This window comes from Janthinobacterium kochi, from assembly GCF_051380715.1.
Classification (GTDB): Bacteria; Pseudomonadota; Gammaproteobacteria; order Burkholderiales; family Burkholderiaceae_D; genus Janthinobacterium.
In genome coordinates this window covers 97,448-110,706 of sequence record NZ_JBNYXO010000013.1, presented here as the reverse complement: position 1 = coordinate 110,706, position 13,259 = coordinate 97,448, and the positions used below count along the sequence as shown (strand labels likewise).

13 protein-coding genes are annotated in these 13,259 nt (G+C 63.7%); 4 read left to right on the top strand and 9 right to left on the bottom strand.

Features of this window, described 5'->3' with window-relative positions; genetic code table 11:
• Positions 1–81: 81 nt before the first annotated feature.
• Positions 82–687 carry an FMN-dependent NADH-azoreductase gene (locus tag ACQ4WL_RS22985; RefSeq protein ID WP_436511825.1) on the bottom strand — a complete coding sequence of 202 codons (606 nt, stop codon included), beginning with the start codon at positions 685–687 and terminating at the stop codon, positions 82–84.
• Positions 688–821: 134 nt separating this feature from the next.
• Here ACQ4WL_RS22985 and ACQ4WL_RS22980 point away from each other — a divergent pair, with 134 nt between their 5' ends.
• A complete protein-coding gene (locus ACQ4WL_RS22980) occupies positions 822–1,736 on the top strand; it encodes a LysR family transcriptional regulator (protein ID WP_436511824.1) in 915 nt (304 codons plus the stop codon).
• Between the two features lie 50 nt (positions 1,737–1,786).
• Positions 1,787–2,014: a hypothetical protein gene (locus ACQ4WL_RS22975; protein WP_219329284.1), complete on the top strand. Its 228-nt coding sequence runs from the start codon at positions 1,787–1,789 to the stop codon at positions 2,012–2,014.
• A gap of 11 nt (positions 2,015–2,025) precedes the next feature.
• Here ACQ4WL_RS22975 and ACQ4WL_RS22970 read toward each other — a convergent pair whose 3' ends face one another.
• The 5 genes from ACQ4WL_RS22970 to ACQ4WL_RS22950 form a co-directional block, all read right to left on the bottom strand.
• Positions 2,026–2,337: a chaperone modulator CbpM gene (locus tag ACQ4WL_RS22970; RefSeq protein WP_436511823.1), complete on the bottom strand. Its 312-nt coding sequence runs from the start codon at positions 2,335–2,337 to the stop codon at positions 2,026–2,028.
• A gap of 3 nt (positions 2,338–2,340) precedes the next feature.
• A complete protein-coding gene (locus ACQ4WL_RS22965) occupies positions 2,341–3,261 on the bottom strand; it encodes a DnaJ C-terminal domain-containing protein (protein WP_436511822.1) in 921 nt (306 codons plus the stop codon).
• Between the two features lie 96 nt (positions 3,262–3,357).
• Positions 3,358–4,035: a beta/gamma crystallin-related protein gene (locus ACQ4WL_RS22960; protein ID WP_436511821.1), complete on the bottom strand. Its 678-nt coding sequence runs from the start codon at positions 4,033–4,035 to the stop codon at positions 3,358–3,360.
• 160 nt (positions 4,036–4,195) lie between these two features.
• Positions 4,196–5,173 carry a beta/gamma crystallin family protein gene (locus tag ACQ4WL_RS22955; protein WP_436511820.1) on the bottom strand — a complete coding sequence of 326 codons (978 nt, stop codon included), beginning with the start codon at positions 5,171–5,173 and terminating at the stop codon, positions 4,196–4,198.
• A gap of 264 nt (positions 5,174–5,437) precedes the next feature.
• Positions 5,438–5,752, bottom strand: coding sequence for a beta/gamma crystallin-related protein (locus tag ACQ4WL_RS22950; protein WP_436511819.1), 315 nt, complete (start codon positions 5,750–5,752; stop codon positions 5,438–5,440).
• 188 nt (positions 5,753–5,940) lie between these two features.
• Here ACQ4WL_RS22950 and ACQ4WL_RS22945 point away from each other — a divergent pair, with 188 nt between their 5' ends.
• Together ACQ4WL_RS22945 and ACQ4WL_RS22940 are read left to right on the top strand one after the other, a co-directional pair.
• Positions 5,941–7,335: an MATE family efflux transporter gene (locus ACQ4WL_RS22945; protein WP_436511818.1), complete on the top strand. Its 1,395-nt coding sequence runs from the start codon at positions 5,941–5,943 to the stop codon at positions 7,333–7,335.
• Positions 7,336–7,552: 217 nt separating this feature from the next.
• A complete protein-coding gene (locus ACQ4WL_RS22940) occupies positions 7,553–9,763 on the top strand; it encodes a S9 family peptidase (protein WP_436511817.1) in 2,211 nt (736 codons plus the stop codon).
• 217 nt (positions 9,764–9,980) lie between these two features.
• Here ACQ4WL_RS22940 and ACQ4WL_RS22935 read toward each other — a convergent pair whose 3' ends face one another.
• The 3 genes from ACQ4WL_RS22935 to ACQ4WL_RS22925 form a co-directional block, all read right to left on the bottom strand.
• Positions 9,981–10,166, bottom strand: a complete 186-nt coding sequence (locus ACQ4WL_RS22935) for a CsbD family protein (RefSeq protein ID WP_131689109.1) — start codon at positions 10,164–10,166, stop codon at positions 9,981–9,983.
• Positions 10,167–10,330: 164 nt separating this feature from the next.
• Entirely contained in the window at positions 10,331–10,981 is a 651-nt protein-coding gene (locus ACQ4WL_RS22930; protein WP_436511816.1) for a class I SAM-dependent methyltransferase, read from the bottom strand.
• A gap of 70 nt (positions 10,982–11,051) precedes the next feature.
• Complete coding sequence (locus ACQ4WL_RS22925; RefSeq protein WP_436511815.1) at positions 11,052–13,121, bottom strand: M13 family metallopeptidase; 2,070 nt, start codon at positions 13,119–13,121, stop codon at positions 11,052–11,054.
• Positions 13,122–13,259 lie beyond the last annotated feature (138 nt).

Here is a 13,259-nt window from a genome sequence, read left to right as displayed (position 1 = left end):
TGACACGGGGCGTGCCGCCGGCAAGCTTATGTCAACCATGGCAAATTGGCAATCCCCCATTGGAACTAGATAGCAGCAAACTCAGGCAGCCAGGGCCTCGATCGAAGCGCGGCCCTTGGCGATCGCGCTGGCGACGGCCTCCTCACCCATGGCCACGCCTTCGGCTTGCACAAACGCGATGTCGGTGATGCCGATGAAGCCCAGCGCCGTGCGCAGATAGGTGCTCAGGTAGTCATACGCGGCGCCCGGACCTGTGCTGTAGACGCCACCGCTGGCCGTGAAAATAAGCGCTTTCTTGCCCGTGGCCAGGCCGACGGGGCCGGTGGCCGTGTACTGGAAAGTACGACCTGCGCGCGCCACGTGGTCAATCCACGCCTTCAGGGTCGATGGCACGGAAAAGTTGTACATGGGCGCGGCCAGCACCAGCACGTCGGCGGCCAGCAATTCATCGACCAGGGTATCGGACAATTGCACGGCAGCTGCCGCCTGCGCGCTGCGCTGTTCGGCCGGCGTGAAGAAGGCGGCCATCACCTCTTCCGTCAAGTGCGGCACCGGTTGCGCGGCCAGGTCGCGTTCGACGACGCTGGCGCCTTGCGCGGCCAGTTTCGTCACGAATTCGCCGGACAATTGGCGCGACAGGGAACCGCTGTTGCGCACGCTGCTATTGATGTACAAGACCTTGCTCATGAAGTACTCCTGTGGAAATGGATGAGGGGATGGGCCACGTTGCAGCCCTTGCACACAGCATAGTTCGGTTCTATCATCGATAAAACCGTATAAATATCAATGGTTAGCATCGAATTTTTAGATAAGGAGTTGCCATGAGAGAACCGGGCCAGCCTTCGCTCGACCAATTGCGCGTGTTCGTCGCCGTCATCGACGCAGGCGGCTTTGCCCACGCGGCGCGCCAGCTGCACCGCACGCAGTCAGTGATCAGCTACACCATCGCCAACCTGGAAGAACAACTGAATGTGGTGCTGCTCGACCGCGGCAAGCGCAAGCCCACCCTGACGGATGCGGGCAAGGCCCTGCTGGCCGATGCGCGCGCCGTGGCCCTGAAGGTGGACGGCATGCGCGCGCGCGCCAAGGCGCTGGCTGGCGGGCTGGAAGCGGAGGTATCGGTGGTGGTCGATGTGATGTTTCCCACCTGTGTGCTGGTGCGCGTTCTGGAGGCGTTCCAGGCGCAGTTCCCCACCGTCGCCCTGCGTCTGCGCATCGAAGCCATGGGCGCCGTGGCGCAGCTGGTGATGGATGGCAGCTGCCACATCGGCCTCGGTGGCTGGATGACGGCCACGGCCAGCGTCTTCGAGCGCCTGGCCGTGGGCCACGTGCGCCTGATTCCCGTGGCCGCGCCCAGCCACGCGCTGGCGCAGCTGGCAGGGCCGATTGCCTCGAGCGTGGCGCGCGAACACGTGCAGCTGGTGCTCAGCGACCGCAGCGACCTGACGCAAGGCCAGGATTTCGGCGTGCTGGGATTGCGCAACTGGCGCCTGGGCGACCTCGGTTCCAAGCACGCCTTGCTGCGTGCGGGCCTGGGCTGGGGCAACATGCCAGAAGCGATGGTGCGCGAGGATCTGGCGGCAGGACGGCTGGTGCACCTGCCGCTGGCCGTCGACAAGGGCGAGAATTATCCGATTTACCTGATCCAGCGCGCCGACACGCCGCCGGGCCAGGCGGGCAAGTGGCTGACGGAGCGCTTTGGGGAGCAGTTACCGCTGCTGGAACAGGTCTTCTAGAAGCGCGCGCGGGCAGGTATCATGCGCGCATACATTGATAAGGAACCACCATGGCCGGCATCGACGACTTCGTCAACAAACAAAAACCTGGCGCGCGCTTCGTCATCACGGCGCAGATGCTGCGCATGACGCCGCAGCAGTTCGACTCGCTGGCGCAGGAATGGATGGAAGACGGCGGCCCCGGCTTCGACGTGGCAGGCATCCCGCACCGGGTGGTCGTCGACGGGCAGTTTTATATCGGCCGGATCACCGTGCAGCGGCACGGCGAGCCGGCCTAAGGGCTAGTGGTCTAATCGACGCCCAGCACGTGCAGGCGCCGGCGCAGGCGCACCACTTCTTCCGACAAATCAACCACCAGCGCGGCCAGTTCGGCATTCGCGTCGAACACGGATTCGATTTCGTGCAGGCGGCGCGCGCGCACCAGGTCCAGGCTGGTGAAGCGCCAGGCCGTCAATTGCCCCGCTGGCGGGCCATCCTGCAGCAACACGCCCGTCTGCACGTGCTGCACCACCCAGTCCGGCTCCACGGCGCAGGCGCGCGCCAGTTCCTCCAGGCTCAGGGCACGATCTTCGAGCAATTCGCCAATTACCTTGTTTGTCATGATTTACCCTCCCAGCTTCTGGCGCGGATTGAAAGCCATCTCGCGCGCCATGGTTGCATACAGTTCGCGCGCCTTGTCGTCGTTTGCCGGCGGCAGCACCACTTCCAGCAGCAGATACAGGTCGCCCGGCTGGGCGGCGGGAATGCCACGCCCCTTCAGGCGCAGCTTGCGCCCCGTCTGCGAATTGGGCGGCACGCTGACTGCCACCGTGCCCGATGGCGTAGGCACGGCAATTTCGCCGCCCAGCGCCGCCTCCCATGGCGTGACGGGCACCGTCTCGAACACGTCGCGCCCTTCCACCTTGTAGCGTACATCGGGCTGGAAGCGTATTTCCAGATACAGGTCGCCGGCTGGCGCGCCGCCGCTGCCAGGATGGCCCTGGCCCTTCATGCGCAGCTGCTGCCCCTCCGTGACGCCTTTCGGTATCGTCACTTCCAGGGTGCGCTCGCGCGTCACCACATGGCCTCGCGCATCCGCTTCGGGCACGCGCATGACGATGTGGCGCTTGGCGCCCTGGTAGCTGTCGTGCAAATCGATGGTGATGGCGGCGTGGCTGTCCTCGCCCTGCATCTGGAAACTGCCGCCGGCGCGGCGGCGCCCGCCCACGTGGGCAAACAGGTCGGCAAAGAAGTCGCTGTCGTCGGCGCCCGACGATTCGTAGCCCGAACCCCAGTCCGGCGGCGGCCGGAACGGCTGCCCTTGGGCGCCCTGGTTACGCCCAAGTTCATCGTAAGCGGCGCGCTTCTCCGCGTCGCCCAGCACGCCGTAGGCCTCATTCAGGGCCTTGGTGCGCTTGTCGGCGTCCGCTTCCTTGCTCACGTCGGGGTGGTATTTGCGTACCAGCTTGCGGTACGCCTTCTTGATCTCGGCCTCGGTCGCCGTCTTTTCGACGCCAAGCTCCTTGTAGTAGTCCTTGTATTCCACCGTGCTTGCTCCCCATGGTTGAACTGCCTATGGGAAGAGTACACGAATTAGGCGGTGGACAGCGTATGCACAATACAACGCTGCCTGGCGGCAGAATCAGCGCACGCGGCGCAGCGAGGAAATGCGACGGTCGAGGCCACCGTGCAGGCGGTCGTAGCTGCCTGGCCCCATCACCACGCAGCGGCCACGGAAGTTGGCATCGACGCAAAATTCCCAGCGGCCGTAATTGACGATGAGCGACTCGGCGCGGTCGTTGAAGCCATAGCGGCTCAAGTCATGCACTTCGCGGTCCAGGCGCACGGGTCGGCCGCGCATGCCGGCGTCAGGAAACATCAGCACGGCGCCATTCATGTCGGGCCGGTGACCGCCGCCATGGCCTGGATAACCGGGATGAGGACGCTCCGGACGCGGCGGGTAGGGACGGTGATCGGGGCGGTGGTCGCCACCGCCATGGCCCGGGCGGCCCACTTCGCGCACCGAGGAAACGGCGTCGTTCATGCCCGGCATGCTGTCGTAGCGGCCAGGCTGCAGCACGCGGCAGTTGCCCCGGTAATTGGCGTCCTTGCACACTTCCCAGGTGCCCGCGCGCACGATGATGCTGGAGGTCTTGTCGTTAAATCCCATGCGCGACAAGTCGCCCGTGTCGGAACGCAGGGCGACCGGGCGACCGCGGAAACCGGCGTCCTGGAACAAGGTGATTTCGCCCGCGGATGCGGCAAGGGGGGCGAGGAAGGTGGCGGCGCACAGCAGCGCTGGCCGGAAAGATCGAACCATGACAACTCCAATACTGATAACATTTTCGCCAGTGTAGTGCAGGCGGCAGGCGGCGAGTGTAACAAAGGGCAAGCAAATGTCAGCGCACGGCCGCGAATGTAAAAACCGCCTGGCGGGATCAACCCGGCAGGCGGCCTGTCAGCATGTGTGCTGGAGAAAATCAGCGCACGCGGCGCAGCGAGGAAATCTGGTTTTCCATGCTGTTCAGGCGACCGTATTCGCCCGGTCCGATCACTTCGCAGCGGCCACGGAAGTTCGAATCGCTGCACACTTCCCATTGGCCTTCGTTGACGACGATGGACGAGGCGCGGTCATTGAAGTTGTAGCGCACCAGGTCTTCCGCATTGCGGTCCAGCGCCAGCGGCTCGCCGCGCATGCCTGCTTCGGGGAACAGCAGGACAGCGCCGCGTTGCTGGTACTGCGGCTGCTGGTACTGCGGATATTGCGGCTGCTGGTATGGCTGATCGTACTGCTGCTGGCGCCGCGCTTCGCGCTCGTCAACCATGCGTGCCGACGAGACGCGCCCATCGAGGCCGCGTCCCAGGTCGTCGTGGCGGCCGGGCCCGAAGATGTGGCACACGCCGTTATAGTTCGCGTCGCTGCACAGCTGCCAGTAGCCGTTGTGGATGACGATGCTGGTGGTGCGGTCGTTGAAACCGATGCTGACGAAATCGTCCGTATCGCGGTTCAGGCGCGCCGAGCCGCCATTCTGTCCCGCGCCCGAATACACCTCCAGGCTGCCGCCACGGCCATAGCCGCCATGGCCACGATCCGGATCGCGTCCCGGACGTCCCGGATTGTAGCCATCGCCGCGGCCCGACTCACGCACCGAGCTGATGGCGTCGTTCATGTCCGGCATCGAGCGGTATTCGCCCGGCCCCAGGGTCTTGCATCTGCCGCGAAAGCCGGCATCGGTACACACATCCCAGGTCCCTGAACGCACCAGGATGCTCGACACCTTGTCATTGAAGCCAAAGCGCGTCAGCTCGTCCGTCGTCTCGCGCAGGTTCACCGCGCGGCCACGGAAATCAACGTCTTCGAACAAGGTGATATCGCCCGCATGGGCGGCCGCATGGGCCCCCAGCGACAGCAGCAAGGTCGCCGCGCATGCCAGCGTGTGTTTGAAAGGGCCCGTCATGATTAACTCCATTCTTCATTCTTTGGTGATGATTTGCCTGGCCAAAACGCCAGGATGCCATTGTAACAAGTGCTCACCCGCGCGGAAGGTCGCCGGCGCTTTCCAAGGTCGATCAAGACAAATGCATGATCGACATGACAACTGATGCCAGTGTAACCATCCGCAGAAAAAACGGTGTAACAAAGTATGGGAAAAGCACAATAAATTGTTACCAAAAGCAATAGCCGGCCCACGCAAGTGCCGGCCACTCTTGCCAGCCTGGCGTCAGCGTACTTCGCGCACCGACGAGATGCGGTTGCTCAGGCGCTCCAGGCTCGCGTACTGGCCGGGACCCAGCGTGCGGCAACGGCCGCGGAAATCCACGTCCTCGCACGCTTCCCAGCGGCCCGAGCGCACACGGATGCTTTGCGCCGTGTCGTTGAAACGGACACTTTCCAGGTCGGCGACGGCGTCGCGCACGGTCTGCGAGCGGCCGTGATAATCGTCGCGCGAATACAGGGTCAGTTCGCCGGCGCCGGCCAGTTCGGCCGTCATGGCGGCGCCCAGCAACAGGGCGCAGTTCAAGGCTTTCTTCAACATGGTCTTACTCCATAGTCAGGATGATGCGGTGTGACTATTTGGTCATTTTGCCAGAGAGCGCGCAGTCTATCCGCGACTGGCTGTCTTAGCTGTAACAAATGATTACCGCGCCCGGGCTCCAGGGATGCCTCGGCGGACAAGCATGGCGAATGCCGGTAGAATCTTGTGTTTAGTTAAGCTTGCCGCCCATGCCACACACTACCTCGTTCACCCTGCCCGCCGTCCGTACCGAAATTTCTTCGCTGTGGAAGCTGGCCTGGCCTATCCTGATCGGCCAGCTGGCCACCGTCGGCATGGGTGCGGCCGACGTGGCGATGACGGGGCATACGAATCCCGAGGAACTGGCCGCCGTGTCGCTGGGCGCGGCCATCTGGTCCATCGTGCTGGTCACCGTGAGCGGCATCATGATGGCGATCAATACGCTGGTGGCGCATGAAATCGGCGCCGCGCGCCACGACCAGGTGCCGCACATCGTGCGCCAGTCGTTGTGGAAGGCGCTGCTGGTAGGCCTGGTGGCTTGCCTGCTGACGAACATGGCGGCGCTGGTATTCGACCACCTGATGCTCGAACCGGCCGTAGCAGCCAAGGCCAAGCTGTTCGTGCACATCATCAGCTGCGCCCTGCCGCCGTTCGCCGCCTACCGTGCGCTGTACGGCTACAGCACCAGCATCAACCAGACCAAGCCCGTGATGATCATCGCGCTGGCCGCGCTGGCGCTGAACATTTTCGTCAACTACCTGCTGATCTACGGCCATTGGGGCATGCCGAAGATGGGCGGCGTGGGCTGCGCCGTGGCTACCACCTGCTGCGTGTGGATGATGCTGCTGGCCATGCTGGCCTGGATCAGGATCGCGCCCGCCTACCACGCCACGTACCCGTTCACCCACTGGGAATGGCCGCAGCTGTCGTCCATCGGCCCTATGCTGCGCCTGGGCCTGCCCATCGGCGTGACCTACTTTGCCGAAGTGAGCGCCTTTGGCGTCATCAGCCTGCTGGTGGCGCGCTTCGGCGTGATCCAGGTGTCGGCGCACCAGATTGCCCTGAATTTCTCGTCCGTCGTTTTCATGGTGCCGCTCACCTTCGGCATCGCGCTGGTCACGCGCGTGGGCCATGCTGTGGGCGAAGCCAATCTGCGCCGCGCGCGTTTCATTTCATGGGTGGGCGTGGCCATGTCGCTGACGGCGGCCATCGTCTCGGCCACCGTCATCACCGTCTTCCGCCACCAGATCGCGCAAGCCTACACGTCCGACCCGCAGGTGCAGGCGCTGTGTGCGCAGCTGCTGCTGTTCGCCGCCCTGTTCCAGCTGTCCGACGCCACGCAGGTGGCGACTTCCTGCGCCATTCGCGGCTACAAGGTGACGCGCCAGCCGATGCTGATCCAGCTGCTGGCCTTCTGGGGCTTCTCGCTGCCGATCGGCTACGTGCTGGGCCTCGCGCCGCAAGGCTTCATCTGGTCGCCGGCCGAGCCGATGGCCGCTGCCGGTTTCTGGATCGGCCTGGTCACGGGCTTGACGGTGGCCGCTGTGCTGCTGACCTGGTACTTGAACCGTTTGTCGCTGCAGCGCCTGCGCGCGGCGCATTGAACACAGCGCATTGAACACAAGGCGGCGCACAATTTATGCGTGCCGCCCTTGCTGCTTCACCATACAAAGCATCACCGCCCCACTCTTTCCGCCAAAGTAAACAAGGCAATTGCCGGATTATTCCGTGGCTGGCCCTATCGCATTAAATGTCTTGCTCTGGTATCGTTTGCTGTCAAGCATCTTTCTTGACCATCCATTTACAATCACCGAGACATCCATGCGTTTTATACTTTGTTTTCTGGCCGCGATGGCCAGCGTTCCCGCATCGGCTGAAAAGCTGACCCTGGAACGCATCCATGCCGATCCGGCGCTGGCCGGCCCCGGCGTGCGCAACCTGAAGGTCTCGCCCGACGGCGAGCGCGTCACGTTCCTGCGCGGCCGCGCCGATAATCAGTTCCAGCTCGACCTGTGGGAATTCAAGCTGAAGGACAAGAGCACGCACCGCCTGGTCGACTCGAAGGCGCTGGTGCCGAATGAAACGATTTCGCCCGAAGAGCAGGCGCGCCGCGAACGCGAGCGCACGGCCAGCCTGAACGGCATTCTCAGCTACAGCTGGTCGCCAGACGGCAAGCAGCTGCTGGTGCCGCTGGCCGGCAATCTGTACCTGGTCGACGCAGCCCACCCGGACAAGGCGCGCCTGGTCGCCAAGGGCAATGTGCTGGACCCGAAAATCTCGCCGAAAGGCCGCTACGTCTCGTTTGTGCGCGATCAAAACATCTATGTGATCGACCTCAAGACGAACAAGGAACGCCAGCTGACCACCGATGGCAAGGGCACCATCCGCAACGGCGAAGCCGAATTCGTGGCGCAGGAAGAAATGGGCCAGCGTACCGGCTACTACTGGGCACCCGACGATTCCGCCATCGCGTATAAACGCTACGACGAAGCACCCGTGCCCGTCGTGCGCCGCTTTGAAATCTTCGCCGACCGCACCGACGTCGTCGAACAGCGCTACCCTGCCGCCGGCGACCCGAACGTGCTGGTGCAGCTGCTGATCGTCTCGCCGGAAACGGGCGCACAGCGCCAGGTGGACCTGGGCACGAACCCGGACATCTACCTGGTGCGCGCCGACTGGAGCTTTGATGGCAAGTCGCTGGTGTACCAGCGCCAGTCGCGCGACCAGAAGACCCTCGACCTGGTCGCGGTCGACGCGGCCACCCTGGTGCAGCGCACCCTGCTGACGGAAACGTCCAAGACCTGGGTCAGCATCCATGACGACCTGCGCTTCCTGTCGAACGGCACCTTCCTCTGGTCGTCCGAACGCACGGGCCGCAACCATCTGTACCTATACGACATGAGCGGCAAGCTGCTGCACCCGGTCACTTCGGGCGAATGGGGCATCGACAGCGTGCTGGCCGTGAACCAGAAGACGGGCAAGGTCTATGTGTCGTCGAACCGCGACGCGGTGATCGACAAGCAGACCTACGCCCTGGCCCTGGATGGCAGCACGGCCGACAAGCCGCAGCGCGTGACGAAAGCCGATGGCTGGCACGACACGACGTTCTCGCGCAATGGCGAAGTGTTTGTCGACACGTACTCCGACCCGGCCACGCCGCCGCAAGTGAGCATTCGCCGTCCGGACGGTTCGATGGTGGGCTGGCTGGAAGAAAATGCGCTCAACGCCAGCCACCCGTACGCGAAATACAAGGCGGACCATCTGCCGACGGAGTACGGCACCCTGAAAGCCAACGATGGCCAGACGCTGCATTATTCCATCGTCAAGCCGTCGAACTTCGACGCGACCAAACGCTATCCCGTCTACCTGTCGACGTATGGCGGCCCGCACTCGCAGCACGTGGCGCGCCGCTGGGGCAACAACTTCGACCAGTACATGGCGCAGCAAGGCTTTGTCGTCTTCCGCCTGGATAACCGGGGCTCGTCGCGCCGCGAGCGCGCGTTCACGGACGCCATCTATCACAATCTGGGCGCGGCCGAAGTGGCCGATCAACTGGTCGGCATCGACTGGCTGGGCAAGCAAAGCTTCGTTGACGCGAAGCGCATCGGCGTGTTCGGCTGGAGCTACGGCGGCTTCATGACCTTGCGCCTGCTGTCGGCAGCATCAAGCAAGATCGCCATGGGCGTCTCGGTGGCACCCGTCACCGACTGGTCGCTGTATGACACCCACTACACGGAGCAATTCCTCGGCATGCCGAAGGAAAACGTGGATGGCTACAAGGCCAGTACCGTGTTCGCCCACCTCGACGGCTTGAAGTCGCCGCTGCTGCTGGTGCACGGCATGGCCGACGATAACGTCTTGTTCAGCAACAGCACGCGCTTGATCGACGCCCTCGTCAACCGCGGCGTGCAGTTCGACCTGATGACGTATCCGGGCGCCAAGCACGGCATCTCGTCGCGCGCAGGCCAGCGCCACGTGTACAAGAAAATTGAGCTGTTCTTCAAGCAGAACCTGATGAAGCCAGCACAGTAAGCTTGCGCTGCATCCAATAAAAAACCGCCGCCTGTCTTGCGACAGGCGGCGGTTTTTATTTTGTACTGCACTTAATGCGATCAAGCACAGTAACGACATCTGACAGGACCGTAGCGAGCGGAAGCCACGTGGCCGAGAAGCGGAACTGTGCTCTAGCACAGTGAGCATCGCAGGCCGCAAGTCGCGACGCGCAGTAGGTCTTGTCAGGTGTCTGCCATTATGGCTTGCGCGTGATGGTCTCGACTGCATCCTTGACGTCGCCAACCTTCTTCTGCACTTTGCCTTCAACCTGGTTTGCCAGGCCCTTGGCTTGCTGTTCTTCGCTACCGACGACTTTGCCAGCGGTTTCCTGGATTTTACCGCCGACTTCCTTCAGTTTACCTTCGACTTGATCTTTGTTCATGATGGATCCTCACTGTAGTTGGTACATCTGTTGTCCAGCCCACAAGGGCCGGTACTGCGGCTCACACGCTGTTGCAAACTGCTTGCTGCGTGTCGATGTGTCCATAGTACGCAGCGGGGATCAAAGGCTCTGTACGGTTCCTAACACAGCGCCGACATCCTCGATTAGGCGACCGCGCCCTTGCGCCAGACGGTGGCCAGCCACGGCTGCTGTTCGCGCGGCAAACCCGGCGGGCGGTAGTACTGGTCGAGCAGGGTAAAACCGGCCGCCTGCACGTACGCGGCCCACGTCTGTTCGTCATGGTAGCTGCCATAGCGCGCGCCATTCCAGCCTTCCTGGTTCTGCCCGCGCGGGTTCGAGCTGAACAGCACGCCGCCCTCCTTCAGGCACGCGTGCAAAGCACTTAGCACGTTAGGCAAGGCGGCGCTGGGCACGTGGAACAGCACGGCATTGGCGAACACGCCGTCGAAGTGCGCGGCAGGTAAATCGAGGTCAACGAAATCCTGCTGCCACACGGTGCAGCCGCTGTAGGCGCGCGCCATCTCGACAAAACGGGGGCAGCCATCGACGCCCGTGGCGTGGTGGCCCATGGCCGTGAACGCCTTCAAATCGCGGCCTGGTCCGCAACCGAGATCGAGGATCGCCAACGGCGCCGGCCTGCCGATAGCCCCCAGCAGCGCGCTGATGTTCTGGCTGACGTCGTGGTCGCGCGTGCCTTCAAAAAACTGCTCGGCGCTGGCGTCGTAATGGGCCAGGGTGCGATAGGTGATGGCGTGGATGGGGTCTTGCTGATCTTGCGGCGGGGTCGGCTTCATGGCGGTCCTATCAATATGTTCCGCCATTTTACGGTGCCGGCGCGCTGCGCGCCGGCACCGTCACCATCTGCTACCAGACGCGCACGCGCTGTTCCGGCGCCAGGTACAGCTGCTGCCCCGGCTGGACGTCGAAGGCTGGATACCAGGCGTCGAGGTTGCGCACGGCGGCGGCGCGGTATTGCGCCGGCGCATGCCCATCCGTGAGGATTTGCTGGCGCGCCGCCGCTTCGCGCGCCTTGCTGCGCCAGCTGACGCCGTAGCCCGTGAAGAAATCGCGGTCCGCGCCCGGCTGCACCGGCTTGCCTTGCTGCGACAGGGTGAATGCGTCATGCGCGGCCGCAACGCCGGCCAGGTCGGCCAGGTTTTCGCTCAGGGTCAGCTGGCCATTCACGGCCAGGTCGGGAAACGGCTTGTAGGCGGAGAACTGCGCCACCAGCTGTTTGGATGCTGTCTGGAAATGCGCCAGGTCGGCCGGCGTCCACCAGTCGCGCAGCTTGCCCTGGGCGTCGAACTGGGCGCCCTGGTCGTCAAAACTGTGGCTGATTTCGTGGCCGATGGTGGCGCCGATGCCGCCATAATTGGCCGCATCGGACGCTTGCGGGTCGAAAAACGGCGGCTGCAAGATGGCGGCGGGGAAATTGAGCGCATTTTGCAGCGGCAAGTTGACGGCGTTGACCAGCTGTGCCGGCATGGCCCAGGCCTTGCGGTCGGGCGACTGGCTCAGCTTGGCCAGTTCCTGGCGATAGTGAAACTGTTCCGCCCGCTGCACATTGCCCAGCGCGTCGCCGCGCACCACGCGCAAGCCCGCATAGCTGGTCCAGCGTTCCGGATAGCCCACGCCCACATACAGGGTCTTGAGTTTTTCCTGCGCCTGCGCCTTGGTAGCCGGCGCCATCCAGTCCAGCTTGTCGATGCGGCGCGAGAAGGCGGCGACGATATTCGTCACCATGTCCTGCACGCGGGCTTTCGATTCCGGCGGGAAATAACGCTCCACGTACAGCTTGCCGACGGCGTCGCTCAGGGCCGCGTTCGTCGCGGCCAGCGCGCGCTTGCTGCGCAGCGACTGCTGCGGTGTACCGCTGAGGGCGCTGCCATAGAAGGCAAAGCGCTGGTCGGCGGCCGCCTTCGGCAAGGTGGTGCTGAAATGGTTGATCGCGTGGAAGGCGAGGAAATCTTTCCAGGCGGCCAGCGGCACGCTCGCCACCAGCGCCGCGCTACCCGTCATGGCCGTCGGATGCCAGACGATGAAGTCCGTCTGCGTGCCCAGCCCTGCCGCCTGGAAGAAGGCTTGCCAGTCCAGTCCTGGCGCCTTGCTGGCGAAGTCGGCGGCGCGCCACGCGTTGTTGCCCTTGGCGACATCGGCCGAATCCTCACGGCTGGCGTGACTGGCGGCAATTTGCTGCTCCAGCGCAAACACGCGCGCGGCGCGGGCCGGCGCATCGCTGTAGCCGGCCTGCTTGAGCATGGCGGCGATATGCGCCTGGTAGCCCGTGCGCAAGCCCTGCATGCGGGCGCTGTCGGCCTGGTAGAACGCGCGGTCGGGCAAGCCCAGTCCGCCCTGCAGCAAATAGGCCACATTGCGCGTGGTGTCGTTCAAGTCTTGCGCCACCCACAGGCCGAACAGGTTTTCCGTATAAAAATTGGTGGCGTTGAGCGGGTCGACATCGGCGCGCAAGCTCTCGCCCAGCGCGCGGGCCAGCCCTGCCTGGTCGCGGATGCCACTAATCTTTGTCAACAAGGGCTTGATCGGCGCCCAGCCTTTCGCTTCGATAGCAGGTTCATCCATCCAGGAGCTGTAAAAATCGCTGACCTGGCGCGCGGAGGCATCCGTCTGTGGCGCCGCCGCCAAGCCTTCGACGAGGCCGATGATGCGCTCGTTGGTCGCGTTGGCAAGCATGGCGAACGCGCCCCAGCTGCTGCGGTCGGCGGGGATCTCCGTACTGCGCAACCAGTCGCCATTCACGTAGTCATAGAAGTCGTCGCCGGGCAAGACCCTGGCGGCAGCGGGGACAGAGGCGCTGGCGGCCGCTGGCTGGGCATGCGCCTGGACCGGTACATAGGCCACGGTGGCGCCGGCCAGGACGAGAGCGATGGCAGCCCGGACTGGCGTCCGGGACCAGGAAAAACGCAAACCGTGCATGGCGATCCTTTCGATGAAAATAGCCAAAATCATAGCCTGAAATCATACCTTTTTCGGGCAAAAAAACGTCCCCTCACTTTTTTGCATACAGACAAACAGTCGGCCTATAGTTGCACGGCCCCCGTGCCGCGCGTATGC

What these genes read in the sequence shown, in the direction of transcription:
- ACQ4WL_RS22985 (WP_436511825.1), bottom strand. Translation starts at nt 687, where the DNA reads ATGAGCAAGGTCTTGTACATCAATAGCAGCGTGCGCAACAGCGGTTCC.
- ACQ4WL_RS22980 (WP_436511824.1), top strand. Translation starts at nt 822, where the DNA reads ATGAGAGAACCGGGCCAGCCTTCGCTCGACCAATTGCGCGTGTTCGTC.
- ACQ4WL_RS22975 (WP_219329284.1), top strand. Translation starts at nt 1,787, where the DNA reads ATGGCCGGCATCGACGACTTCGTCAACAAACAAAAACCTGGCGCGCGC.
- ACQ4WL_RS22970 (WP_436511823.1), bottom strand. Translation starts at nt 2,337, where the DNA reads ATGACAAACAAGGTAATTGGCGAATTGCTCGAAGATCGTGCCCTGAGC.
- ACQ4WL_RS22960 (WP_436511821.1), bottom strand. Translation starts at nt 4,035, where the DNA reads ATGGTTCGATCTTTCCGGCCAGCGCTGCTGTGCGCCGCCACCTTCCTC.
- ACQ4WL_RS22955 (WP_436511820.1), bottom strand. Translation starts at nt 5,173, where the DNA reads ATGACGGGCCCTTTCAAACACACGCTGGCATGCGCGGCGACCTTGCTG.
- ACQ4WL_RS22950 (WP_436511819.1), bottom strand. Translation starts at nt 5,752, where the DNA reads ATGTTGAAGAAAGCCTTGAACTGCGCCCTGTTGCTGGGCGCCGCCATG.
- ACQ4WL_RS22945 (WP_436511818.1), top strand. Translation starts at nt 5,941, where the DNA reads ATGCCACACACTACCTCGTTCACCCTGCCCGCCGTCCGTACCGAAATT.
- ACQ4WL_RS22940 (WP_436511817.1), top strand. Translation starts at nt 7,553, where the DNA reads ATGCGTTTTATACTTTGTTTTCTGGCCGCGATGGCCAGCGTTCCCGCA.
- ACQ4WL_RS22935 (WP_131689109.1), bottom strand. Translation starts at nt 10,166, where the DNA reads ATGAACAAAGATCAAGTCGAAGGTAAACTGAAGGAAGTCGGCGGTAAA.
- ACQ4WL_RS22930 (WP_436511816.1), bottom strand. Translation starts at nt 10,981, where the DNA reads ATGAAGCCGACCCCGCCGCAAGATCAGCAAGACCCCATCCACGCCATC.
- ACQ4WL_RS22925 (WP_436511815.1), bottom strand. Translation starts at nt 13,121, where the DNA reads ATGCACGGTTTGCGTTTTTCCTGGTCCCGGACGCCAGTCCGGGCTGCC.